The organism is Citricoccus sp. NR2, assembly GCF_027594385.1.
Taxonomy (GTDB): Bacteria; Actinomycetota; Actinomycetes; order Actinomycetales; family Micrococcaceae; genus CmP2.
Window position 1 is genome coordinate 2,650,723 of record NZ_CP115154.1, and the last position, 23,609, is coordinate 2,674,331.

General features: G+C 59.5%; 22 protein-coding genes. 3 read left to right on the forward strand and 19 right to left on the reverse strand.

The window, feature by feature from the left end:
• Positions 1-162: 162 nt before the first annotated feature.
• From O1A05_RS12480 to coaD, 9 genes are all read right to left on the reverse strand, one after another.
• Positions 163-513, reverse strand: a complete 351-nt coding sequence (locus O1A05_RS12480; protein ID WP_270105528.1) for a hypothetical protein — start codon at positions 511-513, stop codon at positions 163-165.
• A gap of 111 nt (positions 514-624) precedes the next feature.
• Positions 625-1,869 carry a UDP-N-acetyl-D-mannosamine dehydrogenase gene (gene wecC, locus O1A05_RS12485; RefSeq protein ID WP_270105529.1) on the reverse strand — a complete coding sequence of 415 codons (1,245 nt, stop codon included), beginning with the start codon at positions 1,867-1,869 and terminating at the stop codon, positions 625-627.
• Between the two features lie 175 nt (positions 1,870-2,044).
• Positions 2,045-5,008 (reverse strand): glycosyltransferase family 4 protein, encoded by a 2,964-nt coding sequence (locus O1A05_RS12490; RefSeq protein ID WP_270105530.1) that lies wholly within the window; start codon positions 5,006-5,008, stop codon positions 2,045-2,047.
• A 4-nt stretch (positions 5,009-5,012) separates the two neighbouring features.
• A complete protein-coding gene (locus O1A05_RS12495; RefSeq protein ID WP_270105531.1) occupies positions 5,013-6,068 on the reverse strand; it encodes an LCP family glycopolymer transferase in 1,056 nt (351 codons plus the stop codon).
• Positions 6,069-6,298: 230 nt separating this feature from the next.
• Positions 6,299-7,171, reverse strand: coding sequence for a bifunctional DNA-formamidopyrimidine glycosylase/DNA-(apurinic or apyrimidinic site) lyase (gene mutM, locus O1A05_RS12500; RefSeq protein WP_270105532.1), 873 nt, complete (start codon positions 7,169-7,171; stop codon positions 6,299-6,301).
• Positions 7,155-7,835, reverse strand: a complete 681-nt coding sequence (rnc, locus tag O1A05_RS12505) for a ribonuclease III (protein ID WP_270105533.1) — start codon at positions 7,833-7,835, stop codon at positions 7,155-7,157. Before rnc ends, mutM begins: the two co-directional genes overlap by 17 nt.
• 59 nt (positions 7,836-7,894) lie before the next feature.
• On the reverse strand, positions 7,895-8,098 hold the full coding sequence (rpmF, locus tag O1A05_RS12510; protein WP_270105534.1) for a 50S ribosomal protein L32: 204 nt from the start codon (positions 8,096-8,098) through the stop codon (positions 7,895-7,897).
• A gap of 2 nt (positions 8,099-8,100) precedes the next feature.
• Positions 8,101-8,706, reverse strand: a complete 606-nt coding sequence (locus O1A05_RS12515; RefSeq protein WP_270105535.1) for a YceD family protein — start codon at positions 8,704-8,706, stop codon at positions 8,101-8,103.
• Positions 8,707-8,875: 169 nt separating this feature from the next.
• The gene (coaD, locus tag O1A05_RS12520; RefSeq protein ID WP_270105536.1) at positions 8,876-9,343 is read right to left on the reverse strand and encodes a pantetheine-phosphate adenylyltransferase; all 468 of its coding nucleotides are present in this window, start codon (positions 9,341-9,343) and stop codon (positions 8,876-8,878) included.
• A gap of 22 nt (positions 9,344-9,365) precedes the next feature.
• Between coaD and O1A05_RS12525 the strand changes: the two genes are divergently transcribed.
• Together O1A05_RS12525 and O1A05_RS12530 are read left to right on the forward strand one after the other, a co-directional pair.
• Positions 9,366-10,613 (forward strand): aminotransferase class I/II-fold pyridoxal phosphate-dependent enzyme, encoded by a 1,248-nt coding sequence (locus tag O1A05_RS12525; protein ID WP_270105537.1) that lies wholly within the window; start codon positions 9,366-9,368, stop codon positions 10,611-10,613.
• Positions 10,614-10,646: 33 nt separating this feature from the next.
• Positions 10,647-11,453 carry an ATP-grasp fold amidoligase family protein gene (locus O1A05_RS12530; protein WP_270105538.1) on the forward strand — a complete coding sequence of 269 codons (807 nt, stop codon included), beginning with the start codon at positions 10,647-10,649 and terminating at the stop codon, positions 11,451-11,453.
• Between the two features lie 2 nt (positions 11,454-11,455).
• Here O1A05_RS12530 and O1A05_RS12535 read toward each other — a convergent pair whose 3' ends face one another.
• The 4 genes from O1A05_RS12535 to O1A05_RS12550 form a co-directional block, all read right to left on the reverse strand.
• Positions 11,456-12,241: a hypothetical protein gene (locus O1A05_RS12535; RefSeq protein ID WP_270105539.1), complete on the reverse strand. Its 786-nt coding sequence runs from the start codon at positions 12,239-12,241 to the stop codon at positions 11,456-11,458.
• Between the two features lie 15 nt (positions 12,242-12,256).
• Complete coding sequence (gene rsmD / locus O1A05_RS12540) at positions 12,257-12,844, reverse strand: 16S rRNA (guanine(966)-N(2))-methyltransferase RsmD (protein WP_270105540.1); 588 nt, start codon at positions 12,842-12,844, stop codon at positions 12,257-12,259.
• 64 nt (positions 12,845-12,908) lie between these two features.
• Positions 12,909-15,074, reverse strand: coding sequence for an ATP-dependent DNA helicase RecG (locus O1A05_RS12545; protein WP_270105541.1), 2,166 nt, complete (start codon positions 15,072-15,074; stop codon positions 12,909-12,911).
• An 80-nt stretch (positions 15,075-15,154) separates the two neighbouring features.
• Entirely contained in the window at positions 15,155-16,261 is a 1,107-nt protein-coding gene (locus tag O1A05_RS12550; RefSeq protein ID WP_333481986.1) for a DAK2 domain-containing protein, read from the reverse strand.
• A gap of 271 nt (positions 16,262-16,532) precedes the next feature.
• Here O1A05_RS12550 and O1A05_RS12555 point away from each other — a divergent pair, with 271 nt between their 5' ends.
• On the forward strand, positions 16,533-16,898 hold the full coding sequence (locus O1A05_RS12555) for a DUF3515 family protein (protein ID WP_270105542.1): 366 nt from the start codon (positions 16,533-16,535) through the stop codon (positions 16,896-16,898).
• A 38-nt stretch (positions 16,899-16,936) separates the two neighbouring features.
• Here O1A05_RS12555 and O1A05_RS12560 read toward each other — a convergent pair whose 3' ends face one another.
• The 6 genes from O1A05_RS12560 to leuC all read right to left on the reverse strand — a co-directional run bounded on the left by O1A05_RS12560 (position 16,937) and on the right by leuC (position 23,550).
• Positions 16,937-18,115 carry a D-alanine--D-alanine ligase family protein gene (locus O1A05_RS12560; protein WP_270105543.1) on the reverse strand — a complete coding sequence of 393 codons (1,179 nt, stop codon included), beginning with the start codon at positions 18,113-18,115 and terminating at the stop codon, positions 16,937-16,939.
• The gene (locus tag O1A05_RS12565; protein ID WP_270105544.1) at positions 18,112-19,185 is read right to left on the reverse strand and encodes an NAD(P)H-dependent glycerol-3-phosphate dehydrogenase; all 1,074 of its coding nucleotides are present in this window, start codon (positions 19,183-19,185) and stop codon (positions 18,112-18,114) included. The genes O1A05_RS12560 and O1A05_RS12565 overlap by 4 nt, the downstream gene beginning before the upstream one ends.
• On the reverse strand, positions 19,185-19,913 hold the full coding sequence (locus tag O1A05_RS12570; protein ID WP_270105545.1) for a lysophospholipid acyltransferase family protein: 729 nt from the start codon (positions 19,911-19,913) through the stop codon (positions 19,185-19,187). The genes O1A05_RS12565 and O1A05_RS12570 overlap by 1 nt, the downstream gene beginning before the upstream one ends.
• Before the next feature lie 59 nt (positions 19,914-19,972).
• Positions 19,973-21,316 carry a UDP-N-acetylglucosamine 1-carboxyvinyltransferase gene (murA, locus tag O1A05_RS12575; protein ID WP_270105546.1) on the reverse strand — a complete coding sequence of 448 codons (1,344 nt, stop codon included), beginning with the start codon at positions 21,314-21,316 and terminating at the stop codon, positions 19,973-19,975.
• A 120-nt stretch (positions 21,317-21,436) separates the two neighbouring features.
• Positions 21,437-22,042, reverse strand: a complete 606-nt coding sequence (gene leuD, locus O1A05_RS12580) for a 3-isopropylmalate dehydratase small subunit (protein WP_270105547.1) — start codon at positions 22,040-22,042, stop codon at positions 21,437-21,439.
• Positions 22,043-22,059: 17 nt separating this feature from the next.
• Positions 22,060-23,550, reverse strand: a complete 1,491-nt coding sequence (gene leuC, locus O1A05_RS12585; protein ID WP_270105548.1) for a 3-isopropylmalate dehydratase large subunit — start codon at positions 23,548-23,550, stop codon at positions 22,060-22,062.
• Positions 23,551-23,609 lie beyond the last annotated feature (59 nt).

Sequence of the window (23,609 nt, forward strand, 5' to 3'; positions counted from 1 at the left end):
GCGAGTAGATGTCCAGTCGTTCATCTAGCGCACGGTGGTTCCGACTCAACTCAGCCAGTCGCGTCGTCAACGTGTTGATGCTCCGCGACGACTTCCGCGATGGTAAAGGCATCTGTAGCTACCGATCTTCACTCTGCGTCATGGGAACCATCGCTGTATTGCCTACTTCTTGCCCTGCTGACGAACGATATCTTTCATAGCGCGGTATCCGCTGCGTACACCGGGAATTTTGTTTCCGACCTTCCTGACGGCCGCCTTTGCCCGCTTCACAGTGTTCTTGTTAGACGCTGCATTCCGGTCCTGATCATTGGCGCGCAAGAAACTTGCGGCCATCAAATGCATCGGACCTCGACTGCGAAGCACCTCTGTGAGGATGGCGTTCTCGTTCCGCAGCTCTCGTTCCGCGCTCAAGGCACGCTTGAGTTCATTCTGCAGTTTCTTCTGCCGCCGAACTTCGGCCTGTAGCTTCTCGAGCAACACCTCTGTTGAAACGGGTGACTGTTCAGATGACACGATTCTTAGCTTCCCTTTCCAACAGCGATAAATTGGTTGCCACTACGACAGTCATGGCCGACGAAGCACCCTTGCGCACGTCTCCGTGCTAAGCGTAGGGGCGATGGTGACTCAACGCCACTGACCGCGCGTGTCGATCACACGCTTGCCTTCAGCCAAGTGCTTCATTCCGGCGAAGGCCTGGTGATCAACCAATAGCACAATGATGTCAGCCTCGGCGATAGCCTCTTCAGCTGTCCGGAATTCAATGTTCGGCGAAGCGCTGAGGCGTGCAGGCAGTTCCTCTACGTGTGGTTCAACGGCCAGCACTCGGCTGTCTTGGAATTCTTCGGCCAGACGTAGGGCAATATTCAGGGCCGGCGATTCACGCAGATCATCAATATTCGGCTTAAAGGCCAGTCCCAGCGCTGCGACAACCGGTGCACGGCCGGTCTCTTTGGCTACGTCGTAAGCTTCCGCCTTGACCTGGCGAACCACCCATTCCGGCTTAGCGTCGTTGATCTCGCGGGCGTTACGGATGATGGTCGCAGTGTCGGGGGCAGCAGCCACGATGAACCATGGATCGACTGCAATGCAGTGTCCGCCCACGCCCGGACCAGGCTGAAGAATGTTCACTCGAGGATGATGGTTGGCCAGCTCAATAAGCTCCCAAACGTCGATATCCAGTTCCTGGCAGATCATCGACAGTTCGTTGGCGAAAGCAATGTTCACGTCACGGAAAGAATTCTCAACCAACTTCGACATTTCAGCCGTACGGGTATCGGTGAGCAGGAGTTCGGCCTTGCAGAAGCGAGCGTATAGATCACGCGCACGCTCAGCGGCTTCCCGAGTCGACCCGCCCACAATACGGTCATTGGAGACCAGCTCAGTCATGACCTTGCCAGGCAGGACACGTTCGGGGCAGTGAGCGAACATCAGGTGTCCACCCTCACGCAGGTCCTCACGCTCCTCGTAGATGACCTCTGCAAGGCGTTCGGTGGCCCCGGGAGGAGAAGTCGATTCAAGGATAACCAGCTCGTCCCCCTGCAACTGAGGAGCAATGGCGCGGCCAGCGGCCTCGATGTACGAGAGATCAGCGGACTTGTCGTCGTTGAAGGGGGTCGGTACCGCGACGATGTAAGCATCAGCCTGTGGGGTCTCCGTCGAAGCAGTCAACTGTCCCGACTTGACGTTCCGCTCAACAAACTCGCCCAGATCAGGCTCAACGAACGGAACGGTTCCAGCGTTGATCGCGTCGACGGTCTTCTGATTGACGTCGACTCCGAACACGCGAGTGCCGTGCTCGGCGAGGATGGCTGCCGTCGGCAGGCCGATGTAGCCGAGGCCAATTACCGCGACGCTATCAATGTTCGACATAGAATCGTTCCTTGCGTTTTCGGGTTCCGGTCTTGTTTAGGACCGAAGATTGAGGTTTGCGACGATACCCGCGCCCCTGCTTTCCATCGACCAAGTATAGGGCACCTGTCGAGAAGTTCCGTGGACCCAGATACGGGATGTTGATAGTCAAGTTTGGTCTCGATATCCCGCAGGTTCACCGCTGGTCACGCACAATATCTTGATATATGCGGTCGTATTTTTCCGCATTGGCTGACCACGTTCGCTCGGCGAGAACCCATTCGCGCCCGGCGGCCCCCAATTCGGCGGCGCTCTCAGGACTCTCTAGTAGCTCGTTGATCACCGACGCCCATTCAGCGGGCTGCTCAGGAGTCACCAGCCAGCCAGTTTTACCGTCGTGAACAAGTTCAGCAAGTGCCGGCAGATTCGACGCCAAGACCGGACGCGCTGAAGCCGATGCTTCCAAGGGTTTCATGGGCGTTACTGCACGAGTCACGCTGGTGTCCCGACGAGGCACTACGAACATGTCGAGGGCCTGGTGGTAAAGGTGCGCTTGGGACCGATCAACGCGCCCCGGAGTAATCATCCGGTCCAGAACGCCAAGCTCAGCAGCCCTTTCCTTGAGCCGAGGCAACTCGGCGCCGTCCCCCACGAGCAGGAAACGTAGTTGTGGCCGCGACCTTGCGAGTAGTGCGACCGCTTCCACCACAGTGTCGAGACCTTCGTACCCGACAATGGAGCTGACGGTACCGACGTATTCCAGCGAAGGTTCGAGACCGAGTGACACGCGGGCGTCATGGCGTGATCCAGGCTCTTCCAGGAAAGCACCGCCGATGGCATTCGGGCACATCTCAATCCGGTTCTCGTCTACCCCCGCTTCGATCAATCGAGACTTCATACCGGTGCCGAGCGTCACGACGGCGTCTGCTTGACGAGAAACCTCATCCTCACGTTCCACAAAAAGCCGGTAGCGTTCGGATTCAAGCGCTTCTTTGCCGCGCGATGACGCCCAAGTATCTGCGAGTTGTCCGCGAACCTCGTAGACCCATGGAATGCCGACAGCCTGGGCGACGGCCTGAACGATCACTGCGTTCGTCCAGTGCGTCGTGGTGTGGAGCAATGACGGCCGAACCGACTGGACCAGCTCAAGAAGCATCTCGGCCTGTTGCTGAATCCGAGCGTCAAAGCCGGGTTTCAGCCGACGAGGCAACAGGCGGAGATAGGTTATGCCGTCGACCACGCTGTGGTGAGGGGCAACCACCGACCCTGTTTGGACGGGCCATCCAAGTCTCGTCACAGCCGAAACTGACCACCCTCGGTCCTTCAAAGAACGAAGTATCGAGTGGGACCGCTGCGCATAGCCAGAACCGGTCTGCGGCAGAGAGTTGGTCAAGACATGGAGAACGTGCCCAGACAACGGGCTGTAGTCTTCGACCTGAAGCAGACTAGGACGTGCCCCCTGGTAGCTTCGCAATTCCGACGCCAGTCGGTCGAGCTGATCGCTCGATGCCTCCGCGCCCAATATTCTTACGGCTTCTGACATGTTTCCGCGGTACCAAGCCAGTCGCGCCCGAGCCGGTGCGAGACCCGCAGTGCCAGGGCGCACACGGTCAAGAATCCACTGTGCGGTGTCAGGCTGACCGTCATTGATCAGAATATCGGCCCACCTCGCTAAGCTTCGGCCGGAAGCACGATTGTCTACCGCATCCAGCGCCATGTCTCGCAACTCGTTTGACCGTCCTGATGCAGCCAATGAGAGACCGCGAATCAGATTGAGCTTCCCTCCTCGGACTTTAGTGCCCAGGGAACTGAGTGGCCCACGTACCTTCTGGGGAAGGCGACGGGATACCTGCAGCGCCAATAGCATCGGGTCGTCCGTGAGATGGTCGGTGATCGTGGTAGCCACCAACTGTGCATTGGTCCGTATTTCCGAGCCTCGGGATGCGTCATCCGACATGGTCTTCAATCCCCGATTCTGCGTCTCATCAATGACATCGACCATGTGCTTGCCGAGCACGGGAAGCGAAGCATATTGCTCAACCCATTGAGCGCCAGACGGGGACCACGGAGTCGACGTCGTGTCCCGTGCCATGCGAACCCAGGCTGCGGAAATGTCCTTAGCGTTCGCGACGACTACCTCGGCGTTGCCATAGTCTTTGAGAATTTCGGCTGCTTCACCGGTCACGATCCCCGTTAGATGCTTACCGGTGGAAATCAGCTCATACGTCTTGGATGGGATGGTCCAACCAAAGCTCTCCCAATCCGGGCGCAAGGCAACCACGCACGTGTCTGCCCATGCGTAGTGTTCGCCCACGCCAGATGCTGCGACACTAGGAAGCATTTCAACCGGGTTGCCGAATGACTCATTGATTTCTTGGAGTCGTTGGACTTGTGTGCCATCGCCGACGAATCTGACCCGAATTCCCGGTTCAATCTGGCGGGCCATTGCAGCGGCTTCGACGAGAGTCTCCAGCCCTTGCGATTCGCCGTGATTACCCAGGTAGAGAACGTTCAAGTCGCCTTCGTTGCGCACATGCTGAATCGTATCGGGCCATTCATGAGTCTGGCGTAGACCATTGCCAATATGCACGACGGGGTCGATGCCGCGCTCACGCAGTCGCTCACCGAATCCTCGAGTGACTGTGACCACGGTGTCGGCTTGCTCCTGGATTCCGGTCACCAGATGGGCCAGCAATGTAGACAAAGCGCCTGCTTTGACCCCGGAATCGAAGACCAAATCCGGCCAGGCATCGCGCATTTCCACGACCAAAGCACTGCCACGCATTTTTGACAGGACCCATGCGGGGACCACGAGTGGCAAGGCAGGAAGGGTGACCACGAGAACATCTGGACGCTTCGCGCCCAGCGCGACCGGAATCGTGGCCAATGATTGGACCACCGAAGCGAGAAAGCGACCATCACGACTACCCGTCAGGCCGGCAAGGCTCGGAACACGAATGATCCTCTCCCCCGCTGGGCCCCACTGAAGCCTGGCGGCGTTGCTGGGGGTATCGTCCGTCAGCCACCGCGGATCCCCTACCGGGGCTACGACGTCAACATCATGACCTGCCGCACGCAGCTGGGCGACGAAAGTTTCCCAGCGACGACGTGGCGGAGTGTTCTCCGGCAGGTAAGAGTGGGTGATGAGCTGAATATGCACCGGCTCAGCTATCCTCACCGCTAGACTCAGGTGCCCCGCCAACCGAGGGTTCAGAAGACGGAGCGGATGCGTCGTCGGAGGCCTCTGCCGACGGTACCGCTTCCGCTCCCTCTGCCTCATCATCTTCCAACAACCCCTCGGCTTCGAGGAAGGCTCCCAGATCGTCGTTGCGGAACGCTTCTTGCAGTCGAGGCATGACATTCTCGTCCTGCCAGATCACCGAGGCGCCGCCGGACGTTGTTCCCGGGCCGGCGTTAGGGATAGTGAACATTTCGATGTTGTTGGCGCGGAGGTCCCGCAGTGAGATGCCATAGTCCACGATGGTCGAGGCATCGAGGCTTTCGTCCACCGTGATAAACGGGGTGAACATGCTCACGACATCATTGACCTTCTGCGGATCAGTAAGGGTATCTGCGTTCAACAGCTGCCTAATGATCGCCGTGAGGAACAGCTGCTGGTTTTTGACACGCTGGTAGTCACCGTCGAGGAATGCCTTACGCTCGCGTACGAAACGCAGTGCGTCTGTGCCCTCAAGCCGAATGGTCCCTTCTGGGTAGAAGGCAGGATTGGACTGACCGGAAGAGAAGGGGATCGAGTTCTCGACTTCGACACCACCCAGCGCCGTCGTCAGTTCTCTGAAGCCGTCGAAATCGACGATAGCAAGGTGGTCAATGTCGGCGCCGACGAGTTCTTCCACGGTATCGATCACTAAGGGGTACCCTCCGTAGTCGAGAGCGGCGTTGACCTTCGTTTCGCCGTATCCCGGGATATTTACCCAGAGGTCGCGCATGATCGACATGACGTAGGCAGATTCGCGGTCTTCCGGGATATGCACCAACATCATGGTGTCCGAGCGCTCGCCACCACCTTCATCTGAGTTTTCGGCATCACCGCGCGAGTCGGATCCTAGAAGCAAGATGTTCAGAACGCCATCTTCCAGCGGCTCGTGGTCGGGAATAATTCCTGACTCCACGGTCTGGCGTCCTTCATTGAACTCGGTGGTGAGGCGGTTGGCGTACAGGGAAACGGCTCCGACTCCGACAAGCACTAGAGCCAGCACAGACGAGAGTAGCGTCAACCAAACGCTTTTCCGCGGAGGTCGAATCCGCCGGAGGCGGCGGAACCGACGTGGCGCGGAGTGCGATGCACGTGACAAACTCAGGTCCCTTCAACGAATACGGAGCGTCGTCCAGGCATGCTCGCACGCCAATTATCCCGACGGAAAAAGTATACGCACACAGTACGAACGCACTCTGTCAGAAACCCGAGCGTCACCACGAGATTCCTTGGTCAAGGAATCGGCTGGCACACCGGGCAGTAATGGCTCGAGCGGTTCATAAAGGCACTGCGAACGATGGTGCTATTGCACCGCCGGCAATTCTCTCCCGCACGGCCATAGACGTTCAAGCTACGGGCGAAGTATCCGGATTCACCGTTGACGTTCACATAGAGGGAGTCGAAGCTGGTTCCTCCCTGGTCTAATGCCTCAGTCATGACTTCATGAGCCGCTGCATAGATGGCGGAAACTTCGTCATGACTCATGGAGTTGACCGGCGTCGCGAAGTGCAGACCGGCCCGCCACAGGGCCTCATCCGCGTAAATATTGCCGATTCCTGCCGCGACCGACTGGTCCAGCAGGATCCGCTTGATCTCAGTGCGGCGACGCTGGGCATGTGCAAATACCTCATCAAGGCTAAAGAGTCGGTCCAAAGGATCACGCCCGATATGCACGATGGTGGAAGGAATAGTCTCGCCGGGTGCATCATCCACAGCAATGAGACGGTCCACATAGAGTCCGCCGAAAATTCGTTGATCAACGAATCGCAGTTCATCGGCACCGTCATCCAAAACGAATCGGCACCGCAAGTGCCGCTGATCCGGAATATCGCTACGAGACACGAGCATCTGCCCGCTCATACCGAGGTGAACGACCATGGCCGTTCCCTCACCAGAGCCAGTCTTCATCGGTAGCCAAAGGTACTTTCCACGACGCTGGGCGGAGTCTATACATGCCCCGGTAACTTGCTCGATGAAATCCTGTGGGCCCTGCCCGTGGCGTCTTAAGGTTCGAGCATCGAGAATCTCGAGGTCAGTGATCCGTCGACCGACGGCCCAGCTCTGCAGTCCCCTTCGCACTACTTCGACTTCAGGCAACTCCGGCATGATCGAGTTCCTTGATGGCGGGCCAACTGGCGCGAGCGGCTTCCCGCTCTGCTTCCTTCTTGGAACCACCTTGGGCTGTCGCGTAGGAAATGCCTTGGACAACGAGAGTCGCGGTGAATGAACGCGCGTGGTCCGGTCCAGTGGAATCGATCTGATAGACCGGATCGCCTAGACCGTTGTTCTCCGCTACCATGCGGACCAGTGTTTTCCAGTCTTTGCCAGCTCCCATGACATCGTCGTCGTCTAGGAGCGGGATGATGTGCTGTGCGACGATCTGCTCGGCGCGTGCGAATCCGCCCTCGATATAGGCAGCGCCGATCAACGCTTCGAGGGTGTCAGCCAAGATGGAGTCTTTGTCCGCACCGTTGGTACGGATCTCTCCCTGACCGAGGCGGATATGTTGACCGATGCCGATGCGTCGGGCCGCTGTGGCCAAGGCGAAAGTCGAAACGACTGAGGCGCGTAGTTTGGCCAGTGAGCTTTCGGCTCCGTCGGGGAACGTGCGATACAAGTGGTCAGTGACCAGTACACCCAGGACGGAATCGCCTAAGAATTCGAGTCGTTCGTTGGTGGGGATGCCTCCATGCTCGAACGAATAGGAGCGGTGGGTTAAAGCAAGACAAAGCATCTCGGCGCCAATATGGACTCCGAGATGCTTCGTCACTTCTTGAGTTGTCCGCTCGGCATCGAAATTCGATGCACGTTTACGAGTCAAGGTGTGCCTCAGGCGTCAGCGACTTTGCGGCCCTTGTACTCGTAGAACAGCGGGGTACCGGCCGAGTCGGTCACCAACTGAGCCTGGTGCGGCAGACGGTAGCTGACGCGACCGTTCTCAACCGACTTGATCAGGGTGGGGGCCGAAGCCTTCCACTGCGAACGGCGCGAACGCGTGTTGGAACGGGACATCTTCCGCTTTGGAACAGCCACGATTATCTCTCTTCTGTCTCGTGATCGAAGGTCTTTTCTTCCAGTCCAGTGTCGTCGGTATCCTGCTCGGACGCAAACGCAGCCAATGCCGCCCAACGCGGATCCACCTGCTCGTGATGATGCCCCTCAGGAGCTTCATCCAAACGGATGCCGCATTGTCCGCACAGCCCTTGGCAGTCGTCCCGGCACACCGGCTGGAACGGGAGCGAGGGCACCACGGAGTCGCGGACCACAGGCTCGACATCTACGGTGTCGCGCTGAACCAGTGGCTGGTCCTCTTCATCGCCCTCAGGCTCGTAGAGGAACAGCTCCTGCACGGGAACCACGAGGGTCTCATGCAAGGGATCCAGGCAACGGGAGCACTCTCCGTTGGCGTCAGCGGTGACCTGGCCGGACACAAGGATTCCCTCATGCACCGATTCCAGTCGCAATTCAACGTCAACATCAGCGCCCTGCTGAATGCCGAACAAAGGAACAGACAACGCGTCCGGTGCGGGCCAAGTGCCCTCCACCGAGCGCATGTTCCCGGGACTCTGGACCAGGTCATTAACGGAGAGGATCCACGGGTTGGCAGTCGTCGACGTGGACGTCGATCGTGTCGATGGCATCGTCGGGACTCCTTTCCGTATCAGTCTTCGTTGTTGCCCGAGTCCGCACGCCACACAACACCGATCAGATGAAAGGGCATCGGGGCGCGCTGGATCGATTGAACCAAGCATCCAGTGTATCGCCCAGGATGCACTGAACCAAATAGACGCGCGAGGATAGGCTACGGAGTTAGCGTGCCAACCGGCGTGCCACCGAGCGCGGCACAAATTCAGAGATGTCCCCGCCCAAACCTGAGATCTCCTTCAACAGCGAACTGGAGACGTGCGCATACCGCCCATCCGTCGGCAGGAAAATCGTCTCAATGCCAGTAAGGTGCCTATTGAAGGTCGCCATGGGCATTTCGTAGTCGACATCGAGCGGATTGCGAATCCCCTTGATGAGGGCATTGGCGCCCTGGTCGCGGCAGAACTCTGCGATCAGCCCATCTTCCAGTGCCATCACGGTGATGCCTTGCAAGTAGGACACCGTCTCGGAAATCATCGTCATGCGATCTTCCAAGGAGAATCGGTAAGTCTTGTTGACGTTGGTAGACACCGCGACGATGATCTCGTCAAAGAGCGAGGACGCCCGGGCGATGATCTCCACGTGGCCGTTGTGGACGGGGTCGAATGAACCGGGACAAACTGCTCGACGCATGGGACAACCTACTATGAAGACTATGGATTCCTTGACTCGACCCTACCCCACCGGACCCTGGAAAAGTGCGGCCGAATCAGCCGGGTTGCTCCGTGAAGGGGTACCGGCACCGACCATCTTTGAAGAGATGACGAGTTTGGCGGTTCGGCACCATGCGGTGAACCTTGGACAAGGGTTCCCCGATACTGATGGACCCGAGTGGATCCGCCAGCGCGCCGCCGAACTAGTGATGAGCCCCGGAGCCACGAACGCCAACCAGTACGCACTGGGCACCGGATTGATCGAGCTGCGCAGGGCGATCAGCGAGCACCAACAGCGCCACTATGGGTTGGATTACTCCCCCGAAGATCAGGTACTGATCACTACCGGGGCCACCGAAGGTATTGCCGCGGCTCTTTTGGCCCTGGTGAAACCCGGCGACGAAGTCATCACCTTTGAGCCGTTCTACGACTCGTATGCAGCCATGATCGCGTTACGGGGTGCAACCCAGGTAGTTGTGCCCATGAATGCGCCGGAATTCCTACCCGGCCCGGCGGCTTTGGAGGCCGCCATCACTCCGCGCACCTCAATGATCATCATCAATACGCCACACAATCCCACTGGATCGATACTGACGGCTCAGTTGCGGGATGCGCTCCTGGAAATCGCACACCGCCATGACCTCTGGGTGCTCTCGGACGAGGTCTACGAGCATCTCGTCTATGACGGCGCCCACCTGCCGATGGCCAGCGGTAGTACAGCATCCGACGGCACTGAGGTGGCTAGCTCGAAAGTCGTGACGGTGTCATCGGCGGGCAAAGCCTTTTCACTCACAGGGTGGAAAATCGGCTGGGTCCTGGGTGCACCTGAAGTGGTCGCTGCGATCCGTGCCGTCAAGCAGTTCCTCACGTATTCGTCGGGTCCGGCGTACCAGCATGCAATTGCCCACGCCCTGCGAGAGGGTGATGACTACCTCCGGGAGCAGCGGGACGGCTTTCGGCATCGTCGCGATGAGCTTGTGGCAGCGCTTCGTGATGCGGGGCTAGACCCTGTGGTTCCAGCATCCGGGTACTTTGCTGTTGTGGATCTGGAGCCGTGGGGGCGCAACGATGCCACGGAAGCGGCACGGTGGTTAGCCGAGTCCGTCGGGATTGTTGGAATCCCCGTGACCGCATTGTGCCGCCCTTGGCTCAGCGATGCTCCCCTGCAATCGTGGATGCGCTTTGCCTTCTGCAAGCAACCCAGCGTGATCGCGGCAGCTCGCCAAGCCCTCAACACACGCATTCGATAGAAACACCACCCCACGTTCAGCACAGGAGGCGGCATGGAGTATTGGCACCAGTATCTTCAACGACGGATCGACGGTGAGGAACCAGATGTCCCATGGTTCCTGCACGACAAGATAGAGTGTGCCCGGTTCTGCCAGACCCATTCCCTACCTGTGGTGAATATTCTGCGAGATTTCGAGACCCCTGCCGAGATCAATCTCTCCGGATTGCCCTTGGAGTTCGTGCTGAAACCGACACAGCTACATTCAGCGCAGGGAGTCATGGTCCTCTCGGAGCACCCGGAGGGTTTTCACGAGGCGTTTCATGATGAGGTCCTCACTGAGGACGAGATCAGAGAGCGCCAGCAAGAGTTTTTCGACCGTCCGGAGCTTAACCAGAAGCATCTCAGTGGCAACCGTTTGATCGTCGAGGAGAAGGTCGTCGATGCTGACGGCTACGACATTCCCCGTGATTTCAAGGTCTACGCTTTCGGCGGGAGGGTCGAGCTCATTCTGGTGATAGATCGCAACACACGGCCACATACGGTGCAGTGGTTCGATCGGAAACTGACTCCGATCGGCGGAGACCGGATCAGCTACAACCCACGAAAAGTGGACATCGGTGACTTCGATCTGTCCGAGATCGGACCGGAAATTATTCGAGTCGGTGAGGCCGCCTCCAGCGCGGTGCCGACCCCGTTCTGCCGCATCGACTTGTACCGGAGTGTGCAGGGTTTAGTCATCGGAGAGATCACGCTAACGCCTGGCGGCTTGTACTTCGGACAGAGCTACACCTTGTCGCGTACCTATGAGCGCAACCTGGCTCAACAGTGGCGCGACGCAGAAAAAGCGCAATCGAGCTGAGGTCAGGTGGTCTCGGATGATTCCTCCACCGCGGGCTTCCAGCGCAGCCCCGGTAATCGCAAGACCGTTACGGGGTTCGAATCATGCCCCGGTGGCGGACCAGAAAGTAATACGTATGCTGCGCGGTCTGGCACGGCTATATCACGACTATGAACTCGCCAGCTTGCCGCGTGAGATTCCACTTGAATTTCGACGACTAGCGAGTCCTCCTCGGTTCCTTGCGAAACGCACAGTAGGCTATCGTCCTCAGCGAAGAAACGCAGGTAAAGCATCTGTTGCACTGGTCGAAGGTTTCCTTGAATGGGAATCTCAACCTGCAAAGTCCCTATGTTAAAAGGAACATGGTGGCACGCGTGGACAGCCGCAAGCGCAATACCAGTTTTCAGCCCTCCACCAATAGATTCATTGACAGTACTAACAGCTTGTTCACAACGCACGATCCGTGGTGGTGCCAGCAGTTTCAGCCCTTCGTACTCCGACCAGGCATGGCCGGTGAGCCGGAGCCGGGTCGCCTCCGCCGGCGCGGTGACAAGCAGCGTCATCCGCCGCGGCTGGTCCTGTTTGGCCCGTAGGTAGAGGTACTCACCGAACAACGACGAATGGTGGGGCCAATCCGGAACCTCAATCCTGTTACCTGCGCTGTCGGCGAAGATCAGTTCCAACACTCCCGCCCTAGCATTATTGCTTGGCCCCCAGGTGACCAGGTCAATCTGGTAGGTCTCGCCCGCGGTCACCACCTGCTCCATCGCCAAATCCGTGACCGGCATCGAACTGTCGGTGTTTTCCATCGGGCTCACTCCCCTTCATCGTCGGGCTGGCTGTTCATCGTCCCGTGGACGGAGGAAGTACAGTCGAGTCTCCCCATAGTCACGCTGTTCGATCACGTCCAGCCTTTGGGGCCATTGGGGTTCAGCACTCCGTGTGGATCGCTCCAACACCAGCAGTCCACGTTCATCCAACACCGCATCCATCAACTCCAGGCTGCGATTCAACTGTTCACCGTCGAGATCGTAAGGTGGGTCGGCAAGGATTAGGTCCCATTGGCCCGGTGTCAACTGCTGTAACGCGGTATCAACAGACGCGTTCTGTACTCGCACGGCGGTGCGTCCGAGCTTGCTGTTCAGTGTCTCTGCATTGCGCTTGCACACCCCGGCGGCCTTACCGTGCTTTTCTACGCTGAGCACTTCGCCCGCACCCCGTGAGGCGGCTTCGCAACCAAGCGCAGCCGAGCCAGCGTAAAGATCGAGCACCGCGGTTCCCTCCAGCCAACCTCGGGATTCCAACCATGAGAACAGGGCTTCTTTGGTACGGTCCGTCGTTGGCCGAGTTCCAGTACCGGGGACCGAGACGAGTGGGAGGCCTCCCGCCACGCCTGAAACGATGCGAGACACGATGCGAATCTCCTTGGGTCGTGGGTGACGGAGTGTAGAACTTCACCATACGTCAGAACATGGATCAGGTCTTCTCAAGATATCCGGAGGTCGCCCCGTGCGCCGCCTCCCACGCGGCAATCTCACCTGCCAGCGCCGGGTAAGCCTGTAGCTGGGGGTCGTGTTCACGAGCCTTCGTGATCCATGCCGCGCATAGCTGGATGAGGGAGGCGTGACGCAGAACTTTCAGCACCAGCAACCGGGAGCCAAATCCGTGCTGGCTGGATCCCAACACGTCCCCTTCACCTCTGGCCATTACATCTGCTTCTGCAATACGCATGCCGTCCTGCGTCTCAGCCAATACGTCGAGACGATCCAGAGCGGTGTGACCGTCGGGAAGCCGAGTGGCTAGCAGACACACGGCAGGGGCCTGCCCTCGTCCCACGCGACCACGAAGCTGATGCAGGGTCGACAGTCCAAAGGCGTCGGCATCCAGCACCGCCATGACCGTAGCGTTGGGAACGTCGACTCCGACTTCGATGACGGTTGTTGCTACCAAGATGTCGATTTCGCCGCGCACAAACCGCCCCATCACCTCGTCTTGGGTCGGTTGGTCTAATTGACCGTGCAAAGCTGCGACACGGGTACCCTGCAAGACCGGGATCTGCGGAATCCGTTCCACCATGTCTTCCACGGCTGCCGCATGCTCCGGTGCAGTCAGACTCAGCCTCAGGCCGCTGGAGTCAGTGTTGGCATCCGTAGCGGACAGACCTGGGGTGATCTTGGGGCATACGACGAACGCCTGGTGTCCGGCCTGTATTTGCTCGGCGATAATCTCCCAAACACGGCCGATAATCCTCGGGCCGTGATCCATCCGCGCCACGTGAGTAGCCACTGGTTTTCTCCCGGAGGGTAGTCCGTCCAACACGGTGACATCGAGATCACCGAAGACGGTCATGGCGACCGATCTCGGTATGGGTGTGGCGGACATGACCAACATGTGAGTGCCAGGATTGGATTGGCGCAACGCCTCGCGTTGGTCGACGCCGAAGCGATGCTGTTCGTCGATGACGACGAGCCCGAGTTGGGCGAAGCTGACGCGGTCAGAGAGCAGCGCGTGCGTACCAATGACGATTCCAGCTTGTCCCGAGGCAATCTTGAGCATCGCTTCGTGTCTGGCTTGTGTCGACATCGACCCGGTGAGTAGAACGACGTCCGTGGCCGGACCCGTCCAACTGGTGAGCTGCCCCGCAGTGGCCAATACATCCAGCGTCGAGACAATGGATCGATAATGCTGGGCGGCCAGCACTTCCGTCGGGGCGATGAGTGCGGCCTGCCCGCCGCCGTCCGCCACTTGGGCCATCGCCCGCAACGCAACCAACGTTTTTCCCGAACCAACCTCTCCCTGGAGCAATCGCGACATGGGTTGAGTCGAGTCGAGTCCCTTACTGATGGCGGTGCCAGCCGCCGTCTGTCCCTCCGTGAGCGTAAAAGGAAGCCGATCGTCCAGTAACGCCGCCATTCCGTCCTCGCGACGCGGATACGGTGTAGAGGCCGACCGGGTAGCATTGCGCTCGCGTCGCTGAGACAGTACACCTTGCAAAATGAGCGCCTCGTGGAGCGCAAAACGGGTTTTCGCCCGGTACGCATCCGATACCTGACGCGGGCGATGTATGTCGCGGAGGGCCTGGTCCAGTCCCGGCAACGGTTCCAAGGAGTCCGAGGCCTCGCGAAGCAGATCGTCGGGTATTGGGTCTTCAACTGCGTCCCAGTTGATGGCGTCCAGCACGGTATCCACACAGGTGCGAATGGTCCACGACGCTAGCTTCGCAGTGGCCGGATACACCGGAATTGGAGATAGATCCTGATCGCTAGGGTTTTCGGCAGCGTCGAGCACGGTGAAATCGGGGTTGTTGAGAGTCAATGCGCCCCGATACAGGGCAGTCTTGCCGTGGAACATGGCACGGGTGCCGGATGATAGGCGGCGATCAGCGTCGTAACCGTTGAAGAACGCCATAGATAGCGTTCCACCGGAGTGACCATCGATGTCATCCGAGACGACCACATCGACCAGGAAACCCCGACGCGACTGCATGCGGCGTTTGGTAGTGGACACGACACGAGCGACGATCGTGACCTGTTCCCCCACGGGAAGTTGATGAATGGGTGTCAGCTCACCGAGTTCCACCCAGCGACGAGGAAAGTGCTCCAGCAATTCCCCGGTGGTGGTGATCTTGAGCTGTTCCTGCAAACGTGTAGCTGTGCGACCGCCCAGAATGCCACTGAGCGGTTGGTGAAGTACTGAGCCCGGTTGGGCCGCGATGAGGGAGCTCACGAGTCCCGGTGAGAGTGGGTGGTCGCGTGGGGGTGCCCACCCGCGGAAAGATCAGTGACGTCGAGGTTTTCCGGTTGCCCGGCCCGCCGGACGAGTTCCAGGGCTGTTTCCACGTTGGGAACATGGGCGTGGATCCGCCAACGCACCCGCCCTTCGGTGTCAGCGTCCGTGGAAATCGGAGACATAATGACCGAATCCCCGATTTCGTCCAGCCCGAAGCGCAGGGTCGCAGCGTCCAACGGTGACAGCACCATGGAACACATCACTTCATGGCCTTCATGATCGGGTAGGTGCGAATGCAGGTGCGGTGCCTGGATATCCGTGCCGTGCAGTCCTTCGAGCAGGCCTTCTTCACAGGGACGGCCGGTGACGGCGCTACGCAGTGCGTCGAGTACGAGCAGCAAACCGATGGCACCTGCGTCAACGACTTTGGCTTGAGTTAGCGCCGCCAGCTCATTCTCGGTTGCCACCACGGCTGTTCGGGCCGTCACAACGAGGTGCTCACAACACTGGGCGAGGACTCGTCGAGAATTGAGGTGATCGGAAGATTGGTCATCCAGAGAATCCAGGAACTCCCGTGCCTCGTCAGCGCACCGAGTCAGGACCGATAGCAGCGTGCCTTCCTGTGGGTCAGACAGTGCCGACCATGCAGCCGTGCGGGCACGGTCTAGTCCCTGGGCGAGCAACGGCGCGGTGAGCCGTGGCGACTCTCGCATGGGCTCCGATAGCCCGGTAAGCGCTACCGCCATCAGCGTGCCCGAGTTACCTCGCGCTTGGTCCAGGGCGGCGCGTCCGGCGTGCGCTAGTGCGTCTCCCACGGTGCGGACGGCGGGATCGTCCACATTCAGCCCGGAGCGGGCCGCCGCGACGGTCGTGTAGAGGTTGGTGCCGGTGTCACCGTCCGGCACCGGGAAAATATTGATCGCGTTGAGTCGGTCGGAGCTGTTGGCCAGTGCGGACTCCGCTTGAACGAGCCATTCCAAGATCACCGGTGCCCCAGTACCGACGGCATGAGGTTCCTGCGACTCGGTGCGCGGGTGATCTGCTGGAGGATTCACGATTAGCTCAGGGGTTCCGGTCTCATAGACAAGTGATTTGGACAACGGTCCTACCCTACTGAGAAAGACTTCTCATCGCCATTCTTACCGGACGGCAACCAGACATCGTTAGGCTGGAGTCATGCAACCTTCCTCGGGCGCGTTCGCGCTTCGCCCACTCTCGTCAGGCCCTCGTCCACGTCGCCGTCGCATCACCACGGCTGTGTTCGGAACCGGGTTTGCGATCGTCGGTTTGGGTCTGTCCGGGTGTGCCAGCAACATGGTTTCCGGAATCGAGACCGCGGAAGATGCAACCAACCCTGTCTGCGCAGAAGCAATGGTTGCCCTTCCTGAAACGGTAGCCGGCTTCGACCGGGCGCGCACTGATGCGCAGTCCACGGGCGCATGGGGTGATCCAGCGGCTGTCGTGTTGCGTTGCGGTGTGGACGTTCCGGGGCCCACCACGGAGCACTGCGTCAACGCGAATGGTGTTGACTGGATCGCCATGGAGGAAGGCGAGAATTGGCGTCTCACCAGCTACGGTCGGGACCCTGCCGTTGAGGTGCTCTTTGATGCCTCTCGTGCCGCTTCGTCGTCGGTGATGGTTGATCTCGCGTCGGCGGTAGAGAGGATTCCGGCAGAGCGGGAATGCACCGCCCAGCCCGATGCGACGCAGGCACCCATCCCAAGCACCAACGGCTGAATCGGTCGGGATAGTCGGCTACGCCGACTACAGTGCGATCAGCGCAACCCGGTCCCGCGCTCGACGCCTAGCTCAATGAGTTCGTGAATCAGCTCAGGGTAGCTCAGACCGGTGCGGTCCCACATCGCCGGGTACATGCTGATAGGGGTGAAGCCGGGCATGGTGTTAATCTCGTTGATCACCCATTGGCCATCCGGAGTGTAGAAGAAGTCCACCCGCGACAGTCCGGACGCATCAACAGCCTGGAATCCGCGCACCGCAAGGCGACGCACTTCGTCGATGGCATCCTCGGGAATCCGGGCGGGACAGCTGAGTTCGGCTGCGGCATCATCTTGATACTTGGCGGCAAAATCATAGAACTGGTGGCCCGACGTTTCGTCGAGCACTTCGATTTCCCCGGGGTACGAAGCACGAGGATCGTCCGTTTCATGCCCGTCCAGGACCGCGCATTCGATTTCGCGTCCAAGGATTCCTGCCTCGACGACGACCTTGGGGTCAAATCTGCGGGCTTCCTCGATGGCGTCCTCGAGCAGGGCCGGGTCGGTGACTCGGGTGATGCCCAGGGAAGAACCACCACGAGCCGGTTTCACGAACACCGGGAAGGCAAGGTTTCGGATCTCGTCCAGTTTCTGGTCTCGACGCTGATACCAATCGCGATTCGTAATGGTGACCCAGTCGCCCACAGTTAGACCAGCCGCTTGGAAAGCCAACTTCATGTAGTGCTTGTCCATACCGACCGCGCTCGCCAACACTCCGGCGCCCACGTAGGGAATCCCGAGTGTTTCGAAGAGCCCCTGAACGGTGCCGTCTTCGCCGAAAGGACCGTGCAACAGCGGAAAGACGACATCGACCTCGCTGAGCACTTCGTGGGTGACCGTGTCGACGAGTTGGATCCCTGTTGAGGCGCGGTGGAGCGCCACCGGGTGCTCCGGTTCCTGCACCTCAGGCAACTCTGCACCAAGCGGGCTACCGGAGGCTGCCTCGGCTTCTGGGATGGCCGTTTGTCCAATCAGTCGGGATACGGTCCAGGTATCGGGAGTTTCCCGGACGGCCGACCAGGTTCCGTTGCGCGTGATCCCAACAGGGATGGCTTCGTATGCATTGCGGTCAAGGGCGTTGAGAACGCCGACTGCGGTGACACAAGACACCGGATGCTCCGCGGAACGGCCGCCAAAGAGAACAAGTACGCGGCGACGAGTCGTGGGGGCTGAGGTCATGAGGAGGCCTCCGATTTCAGATCACGGGCGAGGAGCAGGGTGGCCAGGGATTCTACGTCCAAGGCACCGGAGACGACGGCGTTCATCGCCTCGCTGATGGGCATTTCTACACGCATGCGGTGCGCAAGTTCGACGACGGCCGAGACAGATTTGACGCCTTCGGCCGTCTGACGCATGACCGAGTTCAGTTCGTCTGCTCGATAGCCTTCGCCCATAAAACGACCGGCGGTGCGGTTACGTGACAGCGGCGAGGCACAGGTGGCGACCAAGTCGCCCAACCCGGCGAGCCCCGCCATGGTTTCTTGTCGAGCCCCTAGAGCTGCAGCAAGCCTGGTGGTCTCGGCCAATCCGCGGGTAATGATGGACGCCTTCGAGTTGTCTCCGAATCCGCGCCCGTCACAGAGTCCAACAGCCAAGGCGATGACGTTCTTGACCACTCCGCCAATTTCGACCCCGGTGACGTCGGTGTTGCGGTAGGGGCGGAAATAAGAGCAGTTCGTGAGCTTCGCGATCTTTGCGGCAGTCTGTTCACTTGCAGATGCCACCACCGTGGCCGTCGGTTCGCGACGGGCAATCTCCATGGCCAGGTTCGGACCGGAAACCACGGCAAAGTTCTCCGGATCTAGGTCCAGTTCCGAAGCACAGATCTCAGAAATCCGCTCATCGGTTCCCCGCTCGAGTCCCTTCACCAGGGAAACGATGACGGTGTCTTCGCCGAGGGCATCCTTCAGCGCATGCAGTTGCTCGCGGACATGTTGAGCCGGAACGGCCAGCACGATCACTTCCGCGCCTTCGACCGCCGCTTTCAAATCTGTGGTGGCACGAATACTTTCGGGGAGGTCGATCTCGTCTAAGTACTCGGGATTGACGTGTCGCTCATTGATGGCGGCCGCCACGTCGTCGCGGCGCGCCCAGAGCATCACGGCGAGATCGTGGTCACCACGTTCGACGGCTGCATCGGCAATCACCTTGGCAAAGGTGGTTCCCCAAGAACCGGAACCCAACACGGTGATGTTCGCAGGCAGTTCACGCGCTCCAACGGCGCTGGGCTGAGCTGGTTGTGAGCTCATCAGAGGGCTTCTCCATGCGGGCGACGTTTATTGAGCGTAGGATCCCAGATCCCGTCTGGCGCCTTTTCCTCGCGCAGAATCTCCACACGTTCGGTGATCGCGCGCATCATGCGTTCGGTGGCCGACACCAGGACTTTGCGCGTCAGTGGACCGTTGCGCAGATCGTCCAGCTCTACAGCGGGACCGATGGCAATACGTGACGTCTTCCGCGGGAACGGGGACGGTTTCTTTGCCTTGCGCGGTAAAAACTCGTGCACACCCCACTGCCCCGCGGGGATCACAGGAGCACCGGTCTTCAGGGCCAAACGCGCTGCGCCGGTACGGGCCGCCATGGGCCAGCCCTGCGGATCACGAGTAATAGTGCCTTCAGGGTAGATGATGACAACCCCACCATCCGAGACCACTTTCTCCGCGACCTCGAGGGATTCCGCACCGCCCTTGGCGCGGTCGACGGGCACTTGCTGCATCCCAGTAAGGATCTTTCCCAGCACCGGCGCGTCGAAGAGTTCACGCTTGGCGAGGAAGTGAGGCAAGTAGCCGGCCCGGTACACCATGTGAGCCAACGTGAGTGGGTCGAGCTCGGAAATGTGGTTGGCAACCAGGATGAACCCGGAGTCGGGAAGGTACTCGCGGCCCGACCATTCTTTGTTCATCGACAGGTTCAGTGTCGGCAGAACGATGGAGGCGGCGCCGGCGAACCCGGCTCGCAGCAGAAATGTCTCAGTCACGCTATAACTGTAGGGCAGACCCGGCCGAGCAAAAACTTGGCACACCGGCTCCGCACGGATCAAATGAGCTGTAGTGACGCCTGCTGATCAGAGAGCGACACGTCGGCGCCGAGGCCTTCGAGCTTCTCCATGAACTTTTCGTAACCACGGTTGATGATCTCGATGCCGGTCGCACGCGAGGTCCCCTTGGCCGCCAAGGCCGCAACAAGGTGAGAGAATCCGCCACGCAGATCCGGGATATCGAAGTCGGCGCCATGCAACTTCGTCGGTCCTGAAATCACAGCTGAGTGCAGGAAGTTCCGCTGACCGAACCGGCACGGCACCGATCCCAAGCACTCACGGTGCAACTGGATGGAAGCGCCCATACGCACCAGCGCGTCCGTAAAGCCGAACCGGTTCTCATACACGGTCTCGTGCACAATGGAGACACCCTGTGCCTGGGTGAGAGCTACGACCAGCGGCTGCTGCCAATCGGTCATGAACCCGGGATGGACGTCCGTCTCCAAGACCAGCGAGTTCAGCGCGTCGCCACCATGCCAGAAACGGATGCCATCGTCGTGGACGGAGAACTCACCGCCAATCTTGCGGTACACGTTGAGGAACGCCGTCAGATCACGCTGCATGGCACCTTCGACGAAAATATCGCCCTGGGTGACCAAAGCGGCTGATGCCCAGGAAGCGGACTCGTTGCGGTCCGGAATGGCGAGGTGGTTGTAACCACTGAGCTTCTTGACGCCTTCGATACGGATCGTGCGGTCTGTCTGCACCGTAATGATCGCGCCCATCTTCTGGAGCACGTGGATCAGGTCGTGAATCTCTGGTTCGACGGCGGCGCCCTTAAGCTCCGTAATGCCCTCGGCACGCACCGCGGTCAGCAGTACCTGCTCGGTCGCTCCGACCGAAGGATAAGGCAACTCGAGCTTGGCTCCGTAGAGCCCCTTAGGAGCAGAGATGTGAATTCCGCCCGGACGCTTTTCGACGACGGCGCCAAAGTTGCGAAGGACGGTCAGGTGGTAATCAATCGGACGGTCACCGATCTTGCAGCCGCCGAGGTCAGGGATGAATGCTTCACCCACGGAATGCATCAACGGGCCACAGAACAAGATCGGAATGCGAGAATCGCCAGCAAAAGCATCGATCTCAGACGATCCAGCCGTCTTGGCTTCACGAGGGTCGAGCGTCATTGATCCGTCTTCGGAATCGCGTTCGACCTTGACCCCGTGAAGCTGCAACAGCCCAGTGACGACATCAACGTCCTTGATCTCTGGAACGTTGCGCAACACGGAAGTTCCCGACCCCAAAAGTGCGGCAACCATGGCCTTAGGCACCAGGTTCTTCGCGCCGCGTACGCTGACACGTCCTTCGAGCGGCTTACCGCCGTTGATGGTCAGCAGTTCTCCCATAGGATTCGAAACCTCCGTGGCTGGTGCAGTCTTCCCTGGCGTCCTGAGCGATCGAAACGACCCCTCACCGCGCACATGTAGAGAACAGCATACGCCGAGAAGATGACAAAGTTCTGAGAATTAGTCCGCCGTGCGTGCCGGGAGTGTCGTGGGTTTGAACGCCGGACGGCGTGCTTCGTATTCTCGAATTCGCTCTTCGTCACGCAGCGTCAGGCTGATGTCATCGAGGCCTTCCATGAGCCGCCAACGCGTGTAATCGTCGATAGTGAAGGTCGTAGAGATGGATCCACACTCGACCAGGCGGTGCTCAAGGTCCACCGTAATTTCGGTGCCCGGATTGTTTTCGAGCTCCTTCCAAATGAGCTCGATGTCGCCCTGGTCAACCTGCGCGGCCACCAGTCCCTGCTTGCCCGCATTTCCGTAGAAGATGTCGGCGAAACGTGCGGCAATCACGACCTTGAAGCCGTAGTCACGCAGTGCCCACACCGCGTGCTCACGGGAAGATCCGGTGCCGAAGTCCGGTCCTGCCACCAGAACCGACCCTCGACTATAGGGCTCCTGGTTGAGGATGAAGTCCGGGTTCTTCCGCCAACCTGCGAACAGGGCATCATCGAATCCGGTCTTGGTGATCCGCTTCAAGTAGACAGCTGGGATGATCTGGTCCGTGTCCACGTTGGACTGCTTCAGTGGAACGCCGATACCGGTGTGTGTGCTGATCTTTTCCATGACTCTTTCTCAGCTCCTCAAGCGTCCTGCAGTACTGCGGCATCCGATGTGAGGTCGGACGGTGATGACAGCGTTCCCCGGATCGCCGTTGCGGCGGCAACAACGGGAGACACCAAGTGAGTGCGACCGCCCTTGCCCTGTCGCCCTTCGAAATTGCGGTTCGATGTTGATGCGCACCGCTCCCCTGGCGCGAGCTGGTCCGGGTTCATACCCAAGCACATCGAGCAACCAGCGAATCGCCAGTCGGCACCAAATTCTTTGAAAATCCTGTCCAGACCTTCTTCCTCAGCCTGCATGCGCACGCGATGCGATCCCGGGACAACCATCATGCGGACATTTTCGGCCTTCGTCTGTCCTTCGAGAATGGCTGCAGCCTGTCGCAGATCCTCGATACGAGAGTTCGTGCACGAGCCCAAGAACACCGTGTCAACAGGAATCTCTTTCATCGGTGTACCTGCGGTGAGATCCATGTACTGCAGTGCGCGCTCGGCAGCGGCCCGTTCATTCGGATCTTCGAAGGATGCCGGGTCCGGCACGTTAGCCGAGAGGGAGACACCCTGGCCGGGGTTAGTCCCCCAGGTCACGAACGGCTCGAGGTCATCAGCGTTCAGGAAGACTTCCTGATCGAAGGTGGCGCCCTCATCCGTCTTCAAGGTACGCCAGTAATTCACAGCATCGTCCCAGTCCTGGCCCTCAGGGGCATGCGGACGGCCCTGAACGTAGTCAAAGGTGATCTCGTCAGGAGCGATCATGCCAGCGCGAGCACCTGCCTCGATCGACATGTTGCAGATCGTCATCCGAGCTTCCATGGACAGGGAGCGAATAGCGGATCCGCGGTACTCGAGCACATAGCCCTGACCGCCACCGGTGCCGATCTTGGCAATGACAGCCAGAATGATGTCCTTGGAGGTGACGCCTTCCTTCAGCGTCCCTTCCACGTTGATGGCCATGGTCTTGAACGGCTTCAACGGCAAAGTTTGGGTGGCCATCACATGCTCCACCTCAGAGGTGCCGATACCGAAAGCCAAAGCACCGAAGGCACCATGGGTCGAGGTATGCGAGTCACCGCAGACCACCGTCATGCCAGGCTGAGTGAGACCAAGCTGTGGGCCTACGACGTGCACGATGCCCTGCTCACGGTCGCCCAGGGAGTGCAAGCGGATGTTGAATTCTTCGGCGTTCGTGCGCAGCGCGTCCACCTGCTTACGCGAGGTGGGATCCGCGATGAGCTTGTTGATGTCCATCGTTGGAGTGTTGTGGTCCTCGGTGCCGATGGTAAGGTCACGGCGACGCACCTGACGGTCCGCCAGCCGCAACCCTTCGAAGGCCTGCGGTGAGGTCACTTCGTGAATCAGGTGCAGGTCAATGTATAGCAGGTCAGGCGTCTGGACGTCGCCGTTGCGCTCACCACGAACGACAACGTGGTCGTCCCACACCTTTTCTGCGAGTGTACGCGGGCGGTCCCACGTCGTGATGGTCGTTCCGTATTCCGATTGCTGATCACTCATGGCGATCTCGCCTGCCTTCCGATACCAGTAACCACCCGTCCCCCTTCTGGCCGGGCCCT